The sequence below is a fragment of the Actinoplanes sp. NPDC051388 genome (genome assembly GCF_055586225.1).
Genome location: NZ_JBVJIP010000008.1, coordinates 50,745 through 71,180 on the forward strand (window position 1 = coordinate 50,745; position 20,436 = coordinate 71,180).

20 protein-coding genes and 2 pseudogenes are annotated in these 20,436 nt (G+C 71.3%); 7 read left to right on the forward strand and 15 right to left on the reverse strand.

Annotated elements, in window-relative coordinates; genetic code table 11:
- Positions 1 to 9: 9 nt before the first annotated feature.
- Positions 10 to 177, reverse strand: a pseudogene (locus ACZ6TI_RS20935) (GntR family transcriptional regulator); the annotation flags it as partial.
- A gap of 104 nt (positions 178 to 281) precedes the next feature.
- Here ACZ6TI_RS20935 and ACZ6TI_RS20940 point away from each other — a divergent pair.
- The gene (locus ACZ6TI_RS20940; protein WP_465346766.1) at positions 282 to 1,457 is read left to right on the forward strand and encodes a S8 family peptidase; all 1,176 of its coding nucleotides are present in this window, start codon (positions 282 to 284) and stop codon (positions 1,455 to 1,457) included.
- A gap of 92 nt (positions 1,458 to 1,549) precedes the next feature.
- Here ACZ6TI_RS20940 and ACZ6TI_RS20945 read toward each other — a convergent pair whose 3' ends face one another.
- A complete protein-coding gene (locus ACZ6TI_RS20945; RefSeq protein WP_465346767.1) occupies positions 1,550 to 2,215 on the reverse strand; it encodes a class I SAM-dependent methyltransferase in 666 nt (221 codons plus the stop codon).
- Positions 2,216 to 2,398: 183 nt separating this feature from the next.
- On the opposite strand from ACZ6TI_RS20945, the gene ACZ6TI_RS20950 reads away from it, so the two are divergent.
- Positions 2,399 to 4,222 (forward strand): AMP-dependent synthetase/ligase, encoded by a 1,824-nt coding sequence (locus tag ACZ6TI_RS20950; RefSeq protein ID WP_465346768.1) that lies wholly within the window; start codon positions 2,399 to 2,401, stop codon positions 4,220 to 4,222.
- 43 nt (positions 4,223 to 4,265) lie between these two features.
- On the opposite strand, the gene ACZ6TI_RS20955 is transcribed toward ACZ6TI_RS20950, so the two are convergent.
- Entirely contained in the window at positions 4,266 to 4,610 is a 345-nt protein-coding gene (locus ACZ6TI_RS20955) for a VOC family protein (protein ID WP_465346769.1), read from the reverse strand.
- 75 nt (positions 4,611 to 4,685) lie between these two features.
- Between ACZ6TI_RS20955 and ACZ6TI_RS20960 the strand changes: the two genes are divergently transcribed.
- Positions 4,686 to 5,528 (forward strand): sigma-70 family RNA polymerase sigma factor, encoded by an 843-nt coding sequence (locus tag ACZ6TI_RS20960; protein ID WP_465346770.1) that lies wholly within the window; start codon positions 4,686 to 4,688, stop codon positions 5,526 to 5,528.
- 12 nt (positions 5,529 to 5,540) lie between these two features.
- Here the strand turns inward: ACZ6TI_RS20960 and yczR are convergent, their stop codons facing one another.
- Positions 5,541 to 6,995 carry a MocR-like transcription factor YczR gene (gene yczR / locus ACZ6TI_RS20965; RefSeq protein ID WP_465346771.1) on the reverse strand — a complete coding sequence of 485 codons (1,455 nt, stop codon included), beginning with the start codon at positions 6,993 to 6,995 and terminating at the stop codon, positions 5,541 to 5,543.
- 59 nt (positions 6,996 to 7,054) lie between these two features.
- Between yczR and yczE the strand changes: the two genes are divergently transcribed.
- Positions 7,055 to 7,705, forward strand: a complete 651-nt coding sequence (gene yczE / locus ACZ6TI_RS20970; RefSeq protein ID WP_465346772.1) for a membrane protein YczE — start codon at positions 7,055 to 7,057, stop codon at positions 7,703 to 7,705.
- A gap of 212 nt (positions 7,706 to 7,917) precedes the next feature.
- Positions 7,918 to 8,352, forward strand: a complete 435-nt coding sequence (locus ACZ6TI_RS20975; RefSeq protein ID WP_465346773.1) for a hypothetical protein — start codon at positions 7,918 to 7,920, stop codon at positions 8,350 to 8,352.
- A 57-nt stretch (positions 8,353 to 8,409) separates the two neighbouring features.
- On the opposite strand, the gene hisF is transcribed toward ACZ6TI_RS20975, so the two are convergent.
- Entirely contained in the window at positions 8,410 to 9,171 is a 762-nt protein-coding gene (gene hisF / locus ACZ6TI_RS20980) for an imidazole glycerol phosphate synthase subunit HisF (RefSeq protein ID WP_465346774.1), read from the reverse strand.
- 147 nt (positions 9,172 to 9,318) lie between these two features.
- Here hisF and ACZ6TI_RS20985 point away from each other — a divergent pair.
- Positions 9,319 to 9,915 (forward strand): annotated as a pseudogene (locus tag ACZ6TI_RS20985) (LysR substrate-binding domain-containing protein); the annotation flags it as partial.
- Between the two features lie 110 nt (positions 9,916 to 10,025).
- Here the strand turns inward: ACZ6TI_RS20985 and ACZ6TI_RS20990 are convergent.
- Genes ACZ6TI_RS20990 through hisD form a run of 8 tightly spaced genes read right to left on the reverse strand, consistent with a single transcriptional unit; the run spans position 10,026 to position 15,342 of the window.
- Positions 10,026 to 10,451: a Rid family hydrolase gene (locus ACZ6TI_RS20990; RefSeq protein WP_465347118.1), complete on the reverse strand. Its 426-nt coding sequence runs from the start codon at positions 10,449 to 10,451 to the stop codon at positions 10,026 to 10,028.
- A complete protein-coding gene (gene priA / locus ACZ6TI_RS20995) occupies positions 10,448 to 11,173 on the reverse strand; it encodes a bifunctional 1-(5-phosphoribosyl)-5-((5-phosphoribosylamino)methylideneamino)imidazole-4-carboxamide isomerase/phosphoribosylanthranilate isomerase PriA (protein WP_465346775.1) in 726 nt (241 codons plus the stop codon). Before priA ends, ACZ6TI_RS20990 begins: the two co-directional genes overlap by 4 nt.
- 19 nt (positions 11,174 to 11,192) lie before the next feature.
- On the reverse strand, positions 11,193 to 11,510 hold the full coding sequence (locus ACZ6TI_RS21000; protein WP_465346776.1) for a hypothetical protein: 318 nt from the start codon (positions 11,508 to 11,510) through the stop codon (positions 11,193 to 11,195).
- 35 nt (positions 11,511 to 11,545) lie between these two features.
- Positions 11,546 to 12,169, reverse strand: coding sequence for an imidazole glycerol phosphate synthase subunit HisH (hisH, locus tag ACZ6TI_RS21005; protein ID WP_465346777.1), 624 nt, complete (start codon positions 12,167 to 12,169; stop codon positions 11,546 to 11,548).
- The gene (locus ACZ6TI_RS21010; RefSeq protein ID WP_465346778.1) at positions 12,169 to 12,327 is read right to left on the reverse strand and encodes a hypothetical protein; all 159 of its coding nucleotides are present in this window, start codon (positions 12,325 to 12,327) and stop codon (positions 12,169 to 12,171) included. The genes hisH and ACZ6TI_RS21010 overlap by 1 nt, the downstream gene beginning before the upstream one ends.
- The gene (gene hisB, locus ACZ6TI_RS21015) at positions 12,327 to 12,938 is read right to left on the reverse strand and encodes an imidazoleglycerol-phosphate dehydratase HisB (RefSeq protein WP_465346779.1); all 612 of its coding nucleotides are present in this window, start codon (positions 12,936 to 12,938) and stop codon (positions 12,327 to 12,329) included. Before hisB ends, ACZ6TI_RS21010 begins: the two co-directional genes overlap by 1 nt.
- On the reverse strand, positions 12,935 to 14,035 hold the full coding sequence (locus ACZ6TI_RS21020) for a histidinol-phosphate transaminase (protein WP_465346780.1): 1,101 nt from the start codon (positions 14,033 to 14,035) through the stop codon (positions 12,935 to 12,937). The genes hisB and ACZ6TI_RS21020 overlap by 4 nt, the downstream gene beginning before the upstream one ends.
- A complete protein-coding gene (gene hisD, locus ACZ6TI_RS21025; RefSeq protein ID WP_465346781.1) occupies positions 14,032 to 15,342 on the reverse strand; it encodes a histidinol dehydrogenase in 1,311 nt (436 codons plus the stop codon). Before hisD ends, ACZ6TI_RS21020 begins: the two co-directional genes overlap by 4 nt.
- 138 nt (positions 15,343 to 15,480) lie before the next feature.
- On the opposite strand from hisD, the gene ACZ6TI_RS21030 reads away from it, so the two are divergent.
- Positions 15,481 to 16,194, forward strand: a complete 714-nt coding sequence (locus ACZ6TI_RS21030) for an LON peptidase substrate-binding domain-containing protein (RefSeq protein ID WP_465346782.1) — start codon at positions 15,481 to 15,483, stop codon at positions 16,192 to 16,194.
- Here the strand turns inward: ACZ6TI_RS21030 and ACZ6TI_RS21035 are convergent.
- A complete protein-coding gene (locus ACZ6TI_RS21035) occupies positions 16,109 to 16,798 on the reverse strand; it encodes a DUF2567 domain-containing protein (RefSeq protein ID WP_465346783.1) in 690 nt (229 codons plus the stop codon). The two genes, ACZ6TI_RS21030 and ACZ6TI_RS21035, sit on opposite strands and share 86 nt — an antisense overlap.
- Before the next feature lie 23 nt (positions 16,799 to 16,821).
- Positions 16,822 to 20,355, reverse strand: coding sequence for a DNA polymerase III subunit alpha (dnaE, locus tag ACZ6TI_RS21040; protein ID WP_465346784.1), 3,534 nt, complete (start codon positions 20,353 to 20,355; stop codon positions 16,822 to 16,824).
- Positions 20,356 to 20,436 lie beyond the last annotated feature (81 nt).

A 20,436-nucleotide genomic window follows, 5' to 3' on the forward strand; every position in this document is an offset into this window, starting at 1 on the left:
CCGCTCGTAGGCCGCCGCCACGCTGTTGCGGGCCACGCCCAGGTCGGCGGCGAGCGCCCGGGTGGCCGGCAGCCGATGACCCTCGGGCAGCCGGCCGTCCACGATGGCCGCTCGCAGCGCGCGGTAGACGCGGGCCGTCTTCTCGCCCGTGCCGTCGAGGCTGATGACCAGGTCCACGGACCTATTCTCCTAGCTCGCGATATGGCTGTTTTGGTATTGATGTCCGTCGAAGCTTTCGCCATACGCTCTCCGCATCCCCCGTAGTGCGAGAGAGGACGAGCATGGCGATCCGACCCCTCGGCCGCGGCCGCGCCCTGGCCGTGAGTCTGCTCCTCACCGCGACGGTCTCCGCCGTCGCGGCCACGCCCGCCGTCGCCGCCCCGGCGACCGGGCAGATCCGCCTGGCCGGCTCCGCGACCGCGGTCCCGGGCAGCTACATCGTGGTCCTGAAGGCCGGAAAGACCGGCGAGGCACGGCTGGCCGGCAAGGTCGGCGGCACCGTCGCCCGCAGCTTCGGCCGGGTGCTGAACGGCTTCGAGGCGAAGATGACCGAGTCCGCGGCGAAGCGGCTGGCGGCCGATCCCGACGTGGCCTACGTCGAGCAGAACCAGGTCGTCTCGCTGCTCGCCACCCAGACCGGCGCCACCTGGGGCATCGACCGGATCGACCAGCGCGCCCGGCCGCTGAGCGGCACGTACACCTACAACTACACGGCGAGCACCGTCACGGCGTATGTCATCGACACCGGCATCCGCCTCACGCACAACGACTTCGGCGGGCGGGCCACCTCCGGCTACGACGCGGTGGACGGCGGCTCGGCCGATGACTGCAACGGCCACGGCACGCACGTCGCGGGCACGGTCGGCGGCACCACCTACGGCGTCGCCAAGCAGGTCCGGCTGGTCGCCGTGCGCGTGCTGAACTGCTCCGGCTCGGGCACCACGGCCGGCGTCATCGCCGGCGTCAACTGGGTCACCAACAACGCCCGCAAGCCCGCGGTCGCCAACATGAGCCTCGGCGGCGGCGTCAGCTCCTCACTGGACAACGCGGTGGCCTCGTCGATCAGCTCGGGCGTGACCTATGCCCTGGCGGCCGGCAACAGCTCGGCCAACGCCTGCAACTCGTCGCCGGCGCGCACCCCGTCGGCGATCACGGTCGGCGCGACCACCAGCTCGGATGCCCGCGCGTCGTACTCCAACTACGGCACCTGCCTGGACATCTTCGCGCCGGGCTCGTCGATCACCTCGGCCTGGTACAGCAGCAACTCCGCGACCAACACGATCAGCGGCACGTCGATGGCCTCCCCGCACGTGGCCGGGGCCGCCGCGCTGGTGCTGTCGGCCAACCCGTCCTTCACCCCGGCGCAGGTGCGCGACCGCCTGGTCGCGAACAGCACGCCCAACGTGGTGACCAACCCGGGGTCCGGCTCACCGAACCGGTTGCTCTACACCCTTTAAACCCATTTGACTACGAACACCGCAGAGCCCCGTCATCACGACGGGGCTCTGCCGTCGGTCCAGGCCGTTGCCGACCGCCGGGCCGAGGATCGCTAAGGCCTGGTCAAGCGCACCGAGAACGTCACCGGCGTCGGTGCGGCGCCACCCTCGTGGTAGGCCTCGGCCCGCAGCCCGGCGTCGTGGAACATGCCGAGCAGCCTGCTGAGCGGCCAGTGCGAGGCGCCCACCCGATTGCGCACGCCCTGGTCGGTCCACGAGGCCTTGGTCCAGTGCCCGTCGACGTAGCCCGGCCGGATCACCACGGCCTCCGGATCGCCCCGGTCCGCGAACCCGCCGCAGAAGCACGGGTGCACGCCGACGTGCACGAACACGCCACCCGGCCGCAGCACCCGGGCCGCCTCGCGCACCACCTCGGGATAGGCCGGCATGTCCGTGTGCACCATCATCGCCACCACGGCCGGCACCGACGCGTCCCGCACCGGCAGCCGGGTGGCGTCGCCCCGCGCGATCGGGAGCCGGCCGCGGGCGTGGCGCAGCATGCCGGCCGACAGGTCGACGCCGAGCGCGGTCCAGCCGAGGTCACGGAGCTGGGCGGCGTGCGCGCCCGTGCCACACCCGATCTCGAGGCAGGGGCCGGCGCCGGGCCCCAGAAGCTCGTCCAGCGCGGCATGAACGCCGATCGGGTCCGCGCCCGCCTGGGCGGCCAGGAACTCCGTCTCGTACCAATCCGCGATCTCGTCGTACGCAGCAACCCCCATCCCGGCAACCTACCGACTTCACGTGGGGACCGTGGGGCGTGGGACGGTCTGTGCGACTGGATAGGATTGTCGTGCACGTCACGTTCTGGCCGCACGTGCACTGGCCCTTCGGTCACGGCGGCAATACCCTGCGGTAACAGCGATTTCACGTCCTCCCCTCTTTGGCATATAAGGCGGCGCCCGATGGCTCTCGAGGTTCCCTACCGGTCGATCCCCGACATGTTCCTGCAGCGCATCAGCGCGACGCCCAATGCGAAGGCGTTCGCCTATCCCACCGCCGACGACACCGGGATGACCTGGCTGACCTGGGCGCAGGTCGGCGCCCGGGCCAAGGCGATCGCGGCCGGCCTGCGCGAGCTCGGCGTCGGCCTGGAGGACCGGGTCTCGATCCTGTCCAACACCCGGCTCGAGTGGGTGCTGGTCGACCTCGGCATCAACTGCGCCGGCGCGGCGACCACCACGGTCTATCCGACCACCGAGCCGGAGGACGCGTCGTTCATCGTCACCGACTCCGGGTCGAAGGTGCTGATCGCGGAGAACCCGGAGCAGGCGCTGAAGATCTCCGGCGCGGAGACCTCGGTCACCCACGTCGTGGTGATCGACGGGCAGGCCGACGCGAACGCTCAGCCGCCGCAGCTCACGCTGGCCGAGCTCGAGGAGCGCGGCAACGCGGTGCTGGCCCAGACACCCGGGCTGATCCAGGACATCTGCGACACGGTCGGCCCGGAAAATGTGGCCACCCTGATCTACACCTCCGGCACCACCGGCCGGCCCAAGGGCGTCGAGCTGCTGCACGGCGGCTGGGTCTGGGAGGGCGTGGCCCAGGAGGACCTGGAGCTGTTCAAGGCGTCCGACCTGCAATACCTGTGGCTGCCGCTGTCCCACTCGTTCGGCAAGACGCTGCTCTGCGGCATCATCCACGTCGGCGTGCCGACCTATGTCGACGGCCGGGTGGACCGCCTGGTCGACATGCTCGCGGTGGTCAAGCCGACGCTGATGTGCGCGGCGCCGCGCATCTTCGAAAAGGTCTACAACAAGACCGTCACCACGGCGATCGGCGCCGGCGGCGCCAAGGCGAAGATCTTCGGCTGGGCGGTCGGCGTCGGCAAGGAGAAGGTGGCGCTCGAGCAGGCCGGCAAGCCGGTGCCCGGGTTCCTCAAGACGAAGTACGCGGTGGCCGAGAAGCTGGTGTTCAGCAAGCTGCAGGAGCGGCTGGGCGGCCGGCTGCGGGTGCTCGTCTCCGGGTCGGCGCCGCTGAGCCGGGACATCGCCGAGTTCTTCGCGGCCGCCAACCTCCCGATCATGGAGGGGTACGGCCTCACCGAGTCCAGCGCGGCCAACTTCGTGAACCGTGCGGGCAAGCTCAAGATCGGCACGGTCGGCCTGCCGCTCGGCGACCTCGAATGCAAGATCGACACCGATGGCGAGGTGCTGCTGCGCGGCGCGCCGGTGATGCGCGGCTACCACAACCTGCCGAAGGAGACCGAGGAGGCGTTCGACGCGGACGGCTTCTTCCACACCGGCGACATCGGCCAGCTCGACGACGACGGCTACCTGACCATCACCGACCGCAAGAAGGACCTGGTCAAGACGTCCGGCGGCAAGTACATCGCGCCCAGCCACATCGAGGGCATGTTCAAGGCGGTGTGCCCATACACCTCGCAGGCCGTGGTGGTGGGCCAGGCCCGCAACTTCGTCACCATGCTGGTCTCGCTGGACGAGGAGGCGATCGTGGCGTGGGCCGCCGGCGGTCCGCTGGACGGCAAAGGCTACGACGCGATCCTCGCCTCGCCGGAGGCCGAGAAGCTGGTGGCGGGCTACATCGAGGAGCTGAACGGCAAGCTCAACCGCTGGGAGACGATCAAGAAGTTCGCCATCCTGCCGCGCGACCTGAGCATCGAGGAGGGCGAGATCACCCCGTCGATGAAGATCAAGCGCCGCAACGTCGAGGCCAACTTCGCCGAGCAGATCGACAAGATGTACGCCGGGTCGCTGGCCCAGATCTGACGTGTCGCGCGGGGGCGGGCCTTCGGGCCCGCCCCCGATGCGTTCACTGCGGGCGATCCTGCATCAGCCCGATGAGGTTGCCGTCGGCGTCCTTCACCGAGCCGATCAGCCGGCCGCCGCCGACGTCCTTGGCGCTCGCCACCTCGGTGGCGCCCTTCTCGATCAGCTCCGCCATCGACTTGGCGATGTCCTCGACCTGCCAGTACATGGTCGCGCCCTCGCGGTGACCGTGCGGGTCCAGGCCGACGTGCTGGTCCCCCGTCTCGTAGCCGACGTAGTAGGGCGCTTCGTGGGCCGGCTCCACCCCCAGCAGGGTGGTGAACACGGACTTCGCGGCGGCCAGGTCGGTCACCGGGAAGATGATCGTGCCTACCCTGGGTGCTGCCATGGTCTTCTCCTTTGTCACAGTCGTTCGTGCGGAACCGTCAAACGCTATGACGGACGGCGAGGCGGGAGTGTGACGATGGAAAACTTGGCAGAGCGTTTCGAGGCGGACCGGACTCATCTGCGGATGGTGGCGCAGCGGATCCTGGGCTCGCCGGACGAGGCCGAGGACGCGGTGCAGGAGGCGTGGGTCCGGCTCAGCCGCAGCGACACCAGCGACGTCACCAACCTCACCGGCTGGCTGACCACCGTCGTGTCCCGGGTGTGCCTGGACATGCTGCGATCCCGCTCGTCGCGCCGCGAGGAGCCCGGGGACCTGCCGGAGACGATCGCCGCGACCGCCGACCCGGAGGGCGAGGCGGTGCTGGCCGACGCCATCGGGCCGGCGTTGCTGCTGGTGCTGGACACGTTGTCGCCCAACGAACGGCTGGCCTTCGTGCTGCACGATCTGTTCGCGGTGCCGTTCCCGGAGATCGCGGACATCGTCGGCACCACGCCGGCCGCCGCCCGTCAGCTGGCCAGTCGCGCGCGGCGCCGGGTGCAGGGCGAGCGGGTGGACGGGGGCGGGGACGTGGCGCGCCGGCGTACCGTGGTCGAGGCTTTTCTGGCGGCCTCCCGCCAGGGTGACTTCGCCGCGTTGCTCGCGCTGCTCGATCCCGAGGCCGAGGTCCGGGCCGACGCCTTCGGCGTCAAGGCCGGCTCGCCCGAGCTGGTCCGCGGCGCGCAGGGCGTGGCCGAGACGTTCGCCGGCCGGGCGAAGGGGGCCGAGGTCGCGCTGATCGACGGCGTGCCGGGCCTGGTCTGGTCGATGAACGGCAAGATCCGCGTGGTCTTCGCCTTCACCGTCGACGACGACCGGGTCACCCACATCGAGCTGGTCGCCGACCCCGCGGCGATCGCCGCGATGGACATCGCCCAATGAGGAGGATCGGCTCTAGGCGACCACCGCCGGGGTGCGCCAGGCCGGGCGGCTGGTGTGGTCGAGGTCGTGGCGGACGGCGGCGAGCCGGCGCACCGCCTCGGCCAGGTCCTCCTCGGGTTTGGTGAACGGGAAGCGCAGGAAGCGTTCCAGCGTGCCGTCCAGCCCGAACCGCGGGCCGGGCGCGAGCCGCACGCCCACGTCCTCGGCGGCGCGGGACAGCGCGCTCGAGATCGGACCGTCCAATTCGGCCCACAGGCTGACGCCGCCGCGCGGCAGGAAGAACCGCCACTCCGGAAACTGCTCGCCCAGCGTCGCCACCAGCGCGTCGCGGCGGCGGGCCAGCTCCGCGCGGCGGGCCGCGACGATCTCCCCGGCCCGGTCGAGCAGGCGCACCGCCACCAGCTGGTCGAGGACCGGGCTGCCCATGTCGACGCCGACCCGCACCGCGGCCAGCCGCTGCACCTGTGGCGCCGACGCGCGCACCCAGCCGATCCGCAGACCGCCCCAGTAGGCCTTGCTCATCCCGCCGATCGACACCACCCGCGAGTGCCGGTCATAGACGGCGACCGGCGGCGGCATCGGCTCGCCGTCCAGCGCCAGGTCCACGTAGGACTCGTCGACGACCAGCTCGGCGCCGGCCGAGTGCGCGGCGGCGACCAGACGCTCGCGCAGGCCGGCCGGCATCAGGTGCCCGGTCGGGTTCTGGAATTCCGGGATCACGTAGGCCAGCCGGGGCCGGCCCTGCCGCACCGCGCCGAGCAGCAGCTCGTCGTCCCAGCCGACGCTCGCGTCCAGGCCGTGGGTGCTGATCCGGGCGCGGCGGGCGGCGAGCGCGGCCAGCGCGTTCGGATAGGTCGGCGACTCGACCAGCACGTTCGCGCCGATCGGCACGGACAGCCGCAACACCAGGTCGAGCGCCTGCTGGGTGCCGCTGGTGATCAGGATCTGCTCGGCCGAGGTGCGCACGCCGCGGGCGGTGTAACCGGCCGCCACCACGTCGCGCAGCTCGGTCAGGCCCGCCGGGTGGTAGCCCGCGCCGGTCAGATGCCGGGCCAGGTCGTCGGCGGCGGCGCGGGCGGCCGGGAGCAACTCGGCCGGCGCGGACGAGGCCGCCACGCCCAGGTCGATCATGTCGAGGTCGTCGCTCGCGGTCCACAGCCCGGAGGTCGCGATGCGATGGCCGCCCGGGAGGGTGGTCCAGCTTCCGGCGCCGCGCCGGCTGGTCAGATGGCCGGTCTCGCGGAGCGTCCGGTACGCGGCGGTGACGGTCGTCCGCGAGATGCCGAGGGCGTCGGCGAGCTCCCGTTCGGCCGGCAGGCGCACGCCCAGCGCGAGCCGTCCGTCGGTCAGCAGCCCGCGCACGGCACTCGCCAGGGCGGCGTAGTCCGGGCTGCGGTGCCGGCCCGGCAGCGAGTGCCACTGGCCCAGCAGGCGACCCAATTGGCCTCCGCTTACGACGCCCGTCACAGCCACCCCCGGCAAATTGGCTCTTGGTCACCGCACAATTGGCATCCAGAGTGGCACTCATGAGGGTTTCCGGCAACCGGCTCGTACGGCGTACCAGTCAGCTCTTCCTGGGGTTGATCCTGTACGGCCTGAGCATGGGCATGATGGTCGAGTCCGGGCTCGGCCTGAACCCGTGGGACGTGCTGCATCAGGGGCTGTCGCGGACGCTGGGCCTGAGCTTCGGGACGGTGACGATCCTGGTCGGGGTGCCGGTGCTGCTGCTGTGGATCCCGCTGCGGCAGAAGCCCGGATTCGGCACGATCGCCAATCTGGTGGTGATCGGGGTGGCGATCGACGTCACGCTGTTGCTGCTGCCTCCGGGGACCTGGCTGCCGGCCCGGATCGGTTATCTGGTGGGCGGCGTGCTGCTGAACGGGCTGGCCACCGGCCTCTACATCGGCAGCCGGCTGGGTCCGGGCCCGCGAGACGGCCTGATGACGGGACTGCACGGGCGGTTCCCGCGGGTGTCGATCCGCCTGATCCGCACCGGCATCGAGGTGAGCGTGCTGGCGATCGGCTTCCTGCTGGGCGGCACGGCCGGCGTCGGCACCCTGGTGTACGCCCTGGCGATCGGTCCCCTGGCACAGTTCTTCCTGCCGCTGTGCACCGTGCCGGCCACCGATCCGGACCGGCCCGGCCCGCTGGTTCCCGAGCCCGATCCCGCGCACTGACCGTCTTGATCGTGCACACCGCCCCGCGAACCTGACCGGTGTCGGGCACCTAAGCGGGTTGATCCTTCCGTCCACTGATCAAGAAGGTTCTCCCACAGTCCGAGATGGACCGGTCGAATTGTCCTGGTCCACGGCCTGCTCGGGGACACAGCTTGGTGATCATCCCGACACATTCGCTTCCCGCTTCGGCCGCCGCACGGCATCATTGCGACATGGGGGCAGGGGCGGGCGGCTGGCACTGGAACGATGCGTGGATCTTCGTGTCCGCGGTCATCGCCGAGCGCCTCGAGCGTGACCGCGCTCTGCACGCCGCGCTGCCGGTGGTCGGGGCGACGCTGGCAGACGTGCTCGCGGCCGCCGACTTCCTGCACCACAGCGTCCCCAGCCGGGCCGAGCTGGAAGACTCCGTGCGGCGCCTGGCCGGCGCCGGCCTGCTGATCATCGACGACGACCTGGTCGAGGTGGCCCCCGAGGGGGAACAGCTGTGGCGGACGCGCCCGTTCAGTGGCCTGAGCTCGGCCGTGGTGACTTTGCAGACCCAGCTGAATCGGTCCAGCACGCCCGGGGACTTCGCCTGGACGCTGGACGAGGCGACCTACAACGCCGCGGTCCGGGAGTATTCGCTGCGGCTCGCGGACGGTCGCTGAGTCACATCCGGGCGGGATCGCAGCGGAACCGCCGCATCGCGTCGCTTCGGCCGGGGGTCAGCGGACGGCGTTGCCCGCCTCGCGCAGTGAGTCCTTGACCTGCCCCACCGTCAGATCTCCGAAGTGGAACACGCTGGCCGCGAGCACCGCATCCGCACCGGCGTCCACCGCGGGCGCGAAGTGCTCGACCCGCCCGGCTCCCCCGCTGGCGATGACCGGAATGTCCACCACGGCCCGCACCGCCGCGATCAGCTCGAGATCGAACCCGGCCTTGGTGCCATCGGCGTCCATCGAGTTGAGCAGGATCTCGCCGGCCCCCAGCTCGGCCACCCGCCGAGCCCACTCGACGGCGTCCAGCCCGGCGCTGCGCCGCCCGCCGTGGGTGGTCACTTCCCAGCCACTCGGCATGCCGGCCGCCCGCCGCACATCCAGCGACAGCACCAGCACCTGGTTGCCGAACCGCTCGGCGATCTCCGCGATCAGCTCCGGCCGGTGAATGGCCGCGGTGTTGACGCCCACCTTGTCGGCCCCCGCGCGCAGCAACACGTCGACGTCGTCGACCGACCGCACGCCGCCACCGACGGTCAGCGGGATGAACACCGACTCGGCGGTGCGCCGCACCACGTCGAGCATCGTCCCGCGGTCGTCCGAGGAGGCGGTCACATCCAGGAAGGTCAGCTCATCGGCCCCGGCGGCGTCATAGGCGGCCGCCAGCTCCACGGGATCCCCGGCGTCCCGGAGGTCAACGAAGTTCACGCCCTTGACCACCCGCCCGGCATCCACATCCAGACAGGGAATCACGCGCACCGCAACCGTCATGCCCCAACCCTAGCCAGTCGGCTGGTCGAGAAGGACGGGCGCGGGCTGCGGCTGACCGAGGCCGGCCGGGTGCTCGCCGATCACGCCGAGCGGGTGCTCGCCACCGTCGACGAGGCCGAGGCGGCGCTGGCCGCGCACCGCGACACCGTGGCCGGGCGGCTGACCGTGGCATCGTTCGCGACGGCGTGCCGGGCGCTGCTGCCGCACGCCCTGCACCAGCTCGCGAGCGACCACCCGCAGCTCGGCACCGGCCTGGTGGAGGTCAACCCGCACGAGGCGCTCGACGCTCTGCGCCGCGGGCACGTCGACCTGGCCGTGGTGGACGACTGGCCGGAGCTGCCGCTGCGCTTTCCGCCCGGGATCGCGCACACCGGGCTGGGCACCGACGCGGTCGACCTGGTCGTGCCGAGCGGGCACCGGTTCGCCGCCGGGCGGCCGGTCCGGCTGAGCCAGGCGCGCGGCGAGCGGTGGATCGCCGCCCGGCCGGGCGACATCTGCCACGACTGGTTGGTCCGGGTGCTGCCGCAGGCGCGGCCCGATCTCCAGGTACGCGAGTTCGAAACGCAGCTGACCCTGATCGCAGCCGGCCTCGGCATCGCGGTGATCCCGAGGCTGGCCCGCCCGCAGTTGCCCGCGGGCGTCGTCGTGGTGCCGATCCGGCCGCAACCGCACCGCCGCGTGGTGGTGGCGTGGCGCGAGGCGTCCGGCACCCGCCCGGCGATCGCCGCCGCGCTCGCCGCCCTGCGCTCGGCATGGTCCCGCGCGGCCGGCTGCTCCCCGCCGCGTGCGCGGCGCTTGGCGAAAGCCGAAGTGGTAGCCCAGCCGCGCATCCGGCACCTCGATCGACGGTTCAGCTACCACTTCGGCCGTGACGCGCGGGAAGTGGTTAGCTGCCGGGCGGCCTCGCCACTCGGATCGCCGAGCGCGGCCTCCACCTCGACCTCGACGCGCATCGCCGGGTCGAGCAGGCCGGCGACGATGACCATGGTGGCGACCGGGCGCGACTCGGCGAACAGCGCGCCGTGCACCCGGCCCACCGCGTCGGCGTCCGCGCGGTCGACGATGTACATCCGGGTGCGGATCACGTCGGCCGCGCTCGCGCCGAGCTCACCGATCGCGGACAGCGCGATGCCGAACGCGATCCGCGCCTGCTCGGCCGCGTCGCCGCTGCTGACCAGGCCGTCGACGGTCGCCGTGCAGCCGGCCGTGACGATCCGGTCGCCGGCCCGGATCACCCGGCGGTAGCCGTAGACGCCCTCCCACGGCCCGGGCGCGGTCATCGGCCGGCGAGCGTGTCGAGCGCCTCCCGCACGGTGAACGCGCCGGCGTAGAGCGACTTCCCGGCGATCACGCCCTCGACGCCGATCGGCTCAAGAGTGGCCAGCGCGCGCAGGTCGTCCAGGGTGGACACTCCGCCGCTGGCGATCACCGGGCGGTCGGTCTGCGCGCACACCTCGCGCAGCAGGTCGAGGTTCGGGCCCTTCATCATGCCGTCCTTGGTGATGTCGGTGACCACATAACGCGCGGCGCCGGCCTTGTCGAGCCGGGCCAGCACGTCGAAGAGATCGCCGCCGTCGCGGGTCCAGCCGCGCGCCGACAGGATGCGCCCGCGGACGTCCAGGCCTATCGCCACCCGCTCGCCCTGCTCGCCCACCACCCGGTCGCACCACTCCGGATCCTCCAGCGCGGCGGTGCCGATGTTGACCCGGGCCGCGCCGGTGGCGAGCGCCGCGGTCAGCGACGCGTCGTCGCGGATGCCGCCGGAGAGCTCGACCTTGACGTCGAGCCGGCCGATCACCTCGGCGAGCAGGGCGGCGTTGGAGCCACGGCCGAACGCGGCGTCCAAGTCGACCAGGTGCACCCACTCGGCGCCGTCATTTTGCCAGGCCAGCGCCGCCTCGAGCGGGTCGCCGTAGCCGGTCTCGGAACCGGCCGCGCCTTGCACCAGGCGGACGGCCTGGCCGTCGGCGACGTCGACGGCGGGCAACAGGGTGAGCGTCACGTTTTCTCCAGGGAGAGCTTCAGCGGCGGCCGAGGACGACGACCGTGAGTGCGGGCAGGATGAGCACGATCATGGCGATCAGCACCAAGCGCAGCGCGACCTCGGGCACCAGGAACCACACCGCGGAGGCGGCGACCAGCGGCACCACCACGATCCCGGCGCGTTCCCGGTTGGTGAACCGGCGGACCGTGCCGGTGCGTCCGCGCCGCGGCGGCTTGAGCTTGCGCATCAGCTCGCGGCTCTTCTGCCGGCGGGCCACCCGCCGCGCCCGCACGGACTTCTCGCGTTCCAGCACGGCGAGGCGTTCGGCCCGCCGTTTCGCGCGTTCCTTGCTCATCGCTCAGAGCCCGGTGACCCAGTTGCGCTCATCGCTCAGAGCCCGGTGACCCAGTTGCGCAGCAGCGCGAAGCCCGCGTCGCCGGACTTCTCCGGGTGGAACTGCGCCGCGGACAGCGACCCGAGCTCGACGGCCGCCACGAACGGCTCGTCGTGGGCGGCCGTGGTTACCAGGGCTCCGGCCTCCGCCAGGGCGGGCAGATCGGAGGCGGCGTAGGAATGGACGAAGTAGAACCTGTCCTCCGGCCCGGCGCCGGCGAGGAGTCGCGAACCGGACGAAACGGTCACCGTGTTCCAGCCCATGTGCGGGATGCGCCGGGCGGTGAGCCGGGTGACCGCCCCGGGCAGCAGCCCGAGGCCCTTGGTCTCCACGCCGTGCTCGATGCCCGAGTCGAAGAGGATCTGCATGCCGACGCAGATGCCCAGCACCGGCCGACCGGCCGCCACCCGCTCGGCGATCATCGGCCCGGCGCCCAGCTCGTCGATGCCGGCCATGCACGCCGCATAGGCCCCCACGCCGGGCACCACCAGCCCGTCCGCCGCGGCCGCCGCCTCGAGCGAGGAGGTGACCGTGACGTCGGCGCCGGTGCGGGCGACGGCCCGCTCGGCCGACCGCAGGTTGCCCGAGCCGTAGTCGAGCACCACCACCGAGGCGGCCATCAGCTGTCCCCCGGCAGCAGCCAGGCCACGCCGCCGGCCGTGGCGAGCAACGCCAGCACCGCGACCAGGCCGATGCTGAACTTCGTCGCGCCCTGTCTGGCCAGCGAGACCGTGCCGCCGACGAGGATGCCGGCCAGCGCGAACAACGCGATCGCCATCAGAGCACGCCCTTGGTGGAGGGCAGCGCGCCGGCGTTGCGCGGGTCGATCTCGACGGCCTCGCGCAGCGCCCGGGAGAACGCCTTGAACTGCGCCTCGACCACGTGGTGAGCGTCTGCCTTGCCACCGTCGCGGGCCGCCCGCAGCACGCTGACGTGCAGGGTGAGCTTGGCGGCCAGTCCGAACGACTCGAAGATGTGCCGAGTCATGCTGGTCGCGTAGACCGGGCCGATGTACGGCGCCAGCTCCGGCTCGTCGTGCACCACATAGGGCCGGCCGGAGAGATCCACGGCGGCCCGGCACAGCACCTCGTCCATCGGGATGGTGGCCGACCCGTACCGCCGGATGCCGGCCTTGTCGCCGAGCGCCCGCGCGAAGGCCTCGCCCAGCGCCAGCGCCGTGTCCTCCATGGTGTGGTGCGCGTCGATCTCCAGGTCGCCCTCGGTGCGCACGGTCAGGTCGAAGCCGCCGTGCTTGGCGAGCTGGTTGAGCATGTGGTCGTAGAAGCCCACCCCGGTCGACAGGTCACCCTTGCCGGTGCCGTCGAGGTCGATCTCGATCAGCACCTTGGTCTCGTTGGTGACGCGCTCGATGCGCGCTGTGCGACTCACGGAAGTGCCCCCAGGAAGGCGTCGGTCTCGGACGGCGTGCCGGCGGTGACCCGGAGCCAGCCGGGCAGGCCCACGTCACGCACCAGGACACCATTGTCCAGCATGTGCTGCCAGGCGATGCGCTGGTCTCCACCCACCTCGAACAGCACGAAGTTCGCGTCGCTGTCGGCCACCCGCAGGCCACGCTCGCGCAGCGTGGCGACGATGCGGTCGCGCTGTTCCTTGATCGCGTCGACGGTCACCAGCAACGCGTCGCGGTGGGCCAGCGCGGCCCGCGCCGCGGCCTGGGTGAGCGAGGACAGGTGGTAGGGCAGCCGGACCAGCTGGACCGCGTCGACCACCTCGGGGTGCGCCGCCAGATAACCGAGCCGGCCGCCCGCGAAGCCGAACGCCTTGCTCATCGTGCGCGTGACCACCAGCCGCTTGTGCGACGGCAGCAGCGCCAGCGCCGTCGGGGTGCCCGGCCGGGCGAACTCCGCATAGGCCTCGTCGACGACCACCATGCCGGTCGTGCCGGACAGCACCGCGTCGACCACTGCGGGGTCGAGTGCGGTGCCGGTCGGGTTGTTCGGTGAGCACAAGAAGACGACATCGGGGTCGTGCTCGGCAATTTGATCAAGGGCGGAGGACGGGGTCAGGCCGAAGGACGGGTCGCGGAGCGCCCCGATCCAGCGCGTGCCGGTGCCGGCCGCGAGCAGAGGGTGCATCGAGTACGAGGGCCCGAACCCCAATGCCGTCCGGCCCGGCCCGCCGAACGCCTGCAGCAACTGCTGCTGCACCTCGTTGGACCCGTTCGCCGCCCACACCTGCTCGGTGCTCAACCCGTGCCCGAGATAGCCCGCCAGGTCACCCCGCAGCGCGACCGCGTCGCGGTCCGGGTATCGGTTCAGGTCACGCAGCTCGGCCTGCAGCGCCTTGGCGATGGCGTCCACCACCGGCTCCGGCACCGCATAGGAGTTCTCGTTCGTGTTCAGCCGCACGGCCACGTCGAGCTGCGGCGCGCCATAGGGAGACTTGCCCCGGAGGTCGTCGCGGATCGGCAGATCATCCGGGGTTGCACTGGCGGCCCGGCCAAGCCGGTCCGATGACTCGGTCACGACGGAAACCTCGCCTGCACGGCCTGCCCGTGCGCCGGCAGGTCCTCCGCGTTGGCCAGCGCGACGACGTGCGGCGCCGCCTCGCGCAGCGCCCGCTCGTCGTATTCCACGACGTGGATGCCGCGCAGGAACGACTGCACCGACAGCCCGCCGGAGTGCCGCGCGCAGCCGCCGGTCGGCAGCACGTGGTTGGACCCGGCCGCATAGTCGCCGAGCGACACCGGCGACCAAGCGCCGACGAAGATGGCGCCGGCGTTGCGCACCCGCATCGCCAGCTCGGCGGCGTCGCGGCTCTGGATCTCGAGGTGCTCGGCCGCATAGGCATCCACCACGCGCAGCCCGTGCTCGAGGTCGTCGACCAGCACCACGCCGGACTGCGGGCCGGTCAGCGCCTCGCGCACCCGGGCCTCGTGCTTGGTGGCCGGCACCTGGCGGGCCAGCTCGGCCTCGACCGCGGCGATCAGCGGCTCGGTGTCGGTGACCAGCACCGACGCGGCCATCGGGTCGTGCTCGGCCTGGCTGATCAGGTCGGCCGCGAGGTGCACCGGGTTGGCGCTCCCGTCGGCCAGGATGGCAATCTCGGTCGGGCCGGCCTCGGCGTCGATGCCGACCCGGCCCTGCAGCAGCCGCTTGGCCGCGGTGACCCAGATGTTGCCCGGCCCGGTGATCACGTCGACCGGCGCGCAGCGGTCGGCCTCGTCGGCGCCGTCCGACCCGTAACCCAGCATCGCGATCGCCTGGGCGCCGCCGACCGCATAGACCTCGTCGACGCCGAGCAGCGCGCACGCGGCCAGCACCCGGGCGTCCGGCAGACCCCCGTTTTCCACCTGCGGCGGGCTGGTCACGACCAGCGACTCGACGCCGGCCTCCTGAGCGGGCACCACGTTCATCACCACTGTCGACGGGTAGACCGCGAGGCCGCCCGGCACATAGAGCCCGACGCGGGACACCGGGACGAATCGCTCGGTCACCCGGCCGCCCGGGACCACCTGGGTCGTCACATCGGTGCGACGTTGATCACGGTGCACCTTGCGGGCCCGGGAGATGGATTCCAGGAGCGCATCGCGTACCTCAGGATCGAGGTCTTCCGCGGCAGCGGCGATGGCGGCGGGAGCGACCCGGAGGCGGGGCAGGTCGATCTGGTCGAAGCGCTGGGTGGCCTCGCGGATCGCGGAGAACCCATGCTCGCGGACCGCCTCGACGACCGGGCGGATGCGCTCGACCGCGACGGAGACGTCGAGGGAGGCACGGGGCAGCAGGTCGCGCGGGTCGGCAGCGGAGCCGCGCAAGTCGATCCGATTCAGCACGTGCCCGATTCTAGGCCGCCGGTCTGACAGGAACGCGCGCTGATTCCAGCCACCGGGATGGTCGGATTGCCCGAAAGGCGGCATGCTCGCGCCGCCCGGGGCGCGCGCGGACAGCAACCATGCCGATACGCTCGCTGGGTGGGCACGATTCTCCCGGTCTTCCCGTTGAGCACGGTGCTTTTTCCCGGGCTGGTCCTCCCCCTGCACATTTTCGAGGAGCGTTACCGATCTCTGGTGCGTGAGCTGGTCGACAGCCCGGAGGACGGGCCGCACGAGTTCGGCGTGATGACCCTGCGGCACGGGTCCGAGGTGCAGACCGCGGTCGAGGGCGAGAGCGGCCCGCCGGTGGACGACACCCCGGTCACCGCCGACCAGGTCTACGACGTGGGGTGCACCGCCGAGTTGCGCCAGGTCACCGAGCTGCCGGACGGTCGCTACGACATCGTGACGGTGGGCCGGCGGCGGTTCCGGGTGCTCGCGGTGGCCAAGGGCACGGAGCCCTATCTGACCGCCGAGGTCGAGTGGATGCCCGAGGACGAGGAGCCCAACCCGATCGCCGACCTGCTGGCGCCGCGGGTGCTGGCCGCCTTCCGCACCTATCTCGACCTGCTGCGCCCCGACTCCGAGGTGCTCGACCAGGTGCCGGACGACCCGACCGTGCTCTCCCACCTGATCGCGGCCACCGCGCAGCTCACCACCGACGAGCGTCAGCAGCTGCTGGCCGCGCCGGACACCCCGACCCGGCTGCGCACCGAGCTCAAGCTGCTCAACCGTGAGGCGGGGCTGCTGGCCCGGGTCCGGGCGGTGCCGGTGCCGCTGTCGGATCTGGCTCGGCCGGCCAGCCCGAACTGAGCGGCGGCTGGTTCGCCAGATCGTTGCCGTAGCCGGGTTTGGCGCCGGGCGCGTCCAGGTCGGGGTCGTTGGACCAGCCGGCCATCAGGGTCAGCACGATGGCCGCGGCGAACGCCGCGACCAGCAGCGTGGCATAGGCACTCAGGTCCGGCGGCGCGTCATAGGTCTGGCCCACCGACGACGCGGACCGCCAATCCTGGTAGGCGCCCAGCCCGATCAGCCGCCCGGCCTGCCACGCCACCACCGGCGCGGCCAGGGTGCCGAGCACCACGCCGGCGAGCAGCCACGGCCCGCGGTGCCGGCGCAGCACCAGCCACACCACGATGGCCGCCACCAGGCCGAACACGAAGCACAGGATGGTGAACCAGCTGTCCGCCGCGATGAACTCCTCCGGCGAGGTGTCGTTGACCACCACCCGGCCGTCGCCCGCGTTGATCACCGGCACGGTCGGGGCGAGGAAGTGCCACAGCAGCCCCAGCGGGGCGCCGATCACCGCCAGCACCACCACCAGCAGGCCGGCCACGCCCAGCTCACGGCCGATCGGGCGGCCGGGCGGCGGCGGGGGCTCGACCCAGGAGTAGGGCGCGTCGAGGTCCGGGTTCACCCTTCGAATCCTGCCAGCACGTCTCAGGCCACGGCGGACGGGCCGAGGATCATCTTCAGGTCGGCGCGCAACGCCGGGGTGGGCGCCACCTTGAAACCGCCCAGCCGCATCACCGTGGTCCGGCTGCCGTTCAGCAGGTGGACGTGCACCTCCGCGTCGCCCGGGTGGCTGACCAGGATCTCCTTGAGCTCGCTGACCAGCGGCGGCGTGCACCGGGTGATCGGCATGGTCAGGGTGATCGGCTTGCTGTCCGGGTTGTGCGAGACGTCGGGCATGGACATGTCCATCGCCATGATCCGCGGGGTGTCGTCGCGGCGGTCCACCCGGCCCTTGACGATCACGATCGCGTCCTCGGCGATGTACTGCCCGATCACCTCGTACGTGTTCGGGAAGAACAGCGTCTCGACGCCACCGGCCAGGTCCTCCAGCGTGGCCGACGCCCAGGCCCGGCCCTGCTTGGTGATCCGGCGCTGCACCCCGGTGAGGATGCCGGCCAGCGTGACGATCTGGCCGTCCGGGACCGTGCCCTCCTCGTTGAGCGCGGCGATCGTGGTGTCCGCCGAGTTGGCCAGCACCGCCTCGAGCCCGGCCAGCGGGTGATCGGAGACGTAGAGGCCGAGCATCTCGCGCTCGAACGCCAGCTTGTCGCGCTTGTCCCACTCGCTGTCGGTGATCGGCGGCATCGCGACCGTGGCCGAACCGCCGCCGTCCGCGTCGCCGAACGCGGCGAACAGGTCGAACTGCCCGGCCGCCTCGTTGCGCTTCACATCCGCGTACGCGTCGATCGCCTCGGCGTGCACCGCGAGCAGCCCCTTGCGGGAGTGGCCCAGGGAGTCGAACGCGCCCGCCTTGATCAGCGATTCGATCGTCTTCTTGTTGCAGGCGACGGCGTCCACCTTGGACAGGAAGTCGTAGAAGTCCGCGTACCGGCCCTTTTCCTCGCGGCACCGGGCGATCGCGTCGACCACGTTGTGCCCCACGTTTCGCACCGCGGCCAGGCCGAACCGGATGTCCTTGCCCACCGGGGTGAACGGCCCGGCGGACTCGTTGACGTCCGGCGGGAGGACCTGGATGCCCATGCGCCGGCACTCGGCCAGGTACATCGCCATCTTGTCCTTGTCGTCGCCGACGCTGGTCAGCAACCCGCCCATGTATTCCGCCGGGTAGTGCGCCTTCAGGTAGGCGGTCCAATAGGACACCAGCCCATAGGCCGCGGAGTGCGCCTTGTTGAACGCGTATCCCGCGAACGGGACGAGCACGTCCCACACCGCCTGGATCGCCTGGTCGGAGTAGCCGTGCTGGCGGCATCCGTCGCGGAACGGGCCGAACTCCTTGTCCAGGATCTCCTTCTTCTTCTTGCCCATCGCCCGGCGCAGCAGGTCGGCCTGGCCGAGGCTGTAACCGGCGAGGATCTGCGCGGCGCGCTGCACCTGCTCCTGATAGACGATCAGGCCGTAGGTCGGCTCCAGGATCTCCCGCAGCGGCTCCTCCAGCTCGGGGTGGATCGGGGTGATCTCCTGGAGCTTGTTCTTGCGCAGCGCGTAGTTGGTGTGCGACTCGACGCCCATCGGCCCGGGACGGTAGAGCGCCAGGACGGCGGAGATGTCCTCGAAGTTGTCCGGCTTCATCAGCCGCAGCAGGGACCGCATCGGCCCGCCGTCGAGCTGGAACACGCCCAGGGTGTCGCCGCGGGCCAGCAGGTCGTAGGCCGGCTGGTCGTCCAGCGGCAGGTCCAGCAGGTCGAGCTCCATGCCGTGGTTGAGCTTGATGTTCTTGACCGCGTCGTCCAGGATCGTCAGGTTTCGCAGACCCAGGAAGTCCATCTTGAGCAGGCCGAGCGTCTCGCAGGTCGGGTAGTCGAACTGCGTGATGATCACGCCGTCGGCGGCCCGGCGCATCAGCGGGATGTGGTCGATGATCGGCTCGGCCGACATGATCACGCCGGCCGCGTGCACGCCGGTCTGCCGGATCAGGCCCTCGATCCCGCGGGCGGTGTCGATCACCTTCTTGACGTCGGGATCCTGCTCGTACATCGTGCGGATCTCGCCGGCCTCGTTGTAGCGCTTGTGCTCGCGGTCGAAGATGCCGGACAGCGGGATGCCCTTGCCCATCACGTCGGGCGGCAGCGCCTTGGTGATCCGGTCGCCGACCGCGAACGGGTAGCCCAGCACCCGGGCCGAGTCCTTGATCGCGGCCTTCGCCTTGATCGTGCCGAACGTGGCGATCTGCGCGACCCGGTCCTCGCCCCACTTGTCGGTGACGTAACGGATCACCTCGCCGCGCCGGCGCTCGTCGAAGTCGATGTCGACGTCGGGCATCGAGATGCGCTCGGGGTTGAGGAACCGCTCGAAGATCAGCCCGTGCAGCAGCGGGTCCAGGTCGGTGATGCCCATCGCATAGGCCACCAGCGAGCCGGCCGCCGATCCGCGCCCGGGGCCGACCGAGATGCCGTTGTTCTTCGACCACTGGATGAAGTCGGCGACGACCAGGAAGTAGGACGGGAAGCCCATCTGGATGATGATGCCGAGCTCGTATTCCGCCTGCTTGACGTGCGTTTCCGGGATGCCGTCCGGGAACCGCCGGGCGAGCCCTTCGAAGGCGACGTGCCGGAAATAGGCCTCTTCGGTGTAACCCTCCGGGATCGGGAACCGGGGCATCAGGTTCTGGAAGGTGAACATGCCGGTGGTGTCGACCTTTTCCGCCACCAGCAACGTGTTGCGGCAGCCCTCCAGCCACGCCTCGGAGGCGTCCACCGAGCGCATCTGGTCGGCCGACTTCACGAAGTAACCGTTGCCGTCGAAGCGGAACCTGTTGGGGTCGGCGACGTTGCTGCCGGTCTGCACGCACAGCAGCACGTCGTGGGCCACCGACTGCTCTTCGAACGTGTAGTGCGAGTCATTCGTGACCAGCGGCGGGATGCCCAGCTTGCGGCCGATCTCGAGCAGGCCGTCGCGGACCCGGCGCTCGATCTCCAGCCCGTGGTCCATCAGCTCGAGATAGAAGTGGTCCTTGCCGAAGATGTCCTGGTATTGCCCGGCGACCTTGATCGCCTCGTCGAACTGGCCCAGCCGCAGCCGGGTCTGCACCGCGCCGGACGGGCAGCCGGTGGTGGCCATGATGCCCTCGGCGTGCTCGCCGATGATCTCCATGTCCATCCGCGGCCACTTCACGTAGTGGCCCTCCATCGACCCGCGCGAGTTCAGCCGGAACAGGTTGCGCAGGCCCTGCGCGTTGCGCGCCCACATGGTCATGTGGGTGATCGCGCCGTTGCCGGAGATGTCGTCCGATTTCTGCTCGGGCCGGCCCCACTTGACCCGCGCCTTGTGCAGCCGCGACTCGGGCGCCACATAGGCCTCGACGCCGATCACCGGGGTCAGCCCGGCGCCGGTGGCCTGCTGATAGAAGTCGTAGGCCCCGTGCATGTTGCCGTGGTCGGTGATCGCCACCGCCGGCATGCCCATGCGGGCGGCCTCGGCGGTCAGCTCCTTGAGTCTCGCGGCGCCGTCGAGCATCGAGTACTCGGTGTGCACGTGTAGGTGCACGAACGAGTCAGACACCCGGGCCCCCTCTCCCTGCCGACCGTTTCAAGCGTGCCCGAGCCTAGTCCGGCCCCACGGGCGACACACGGGGCGACACGA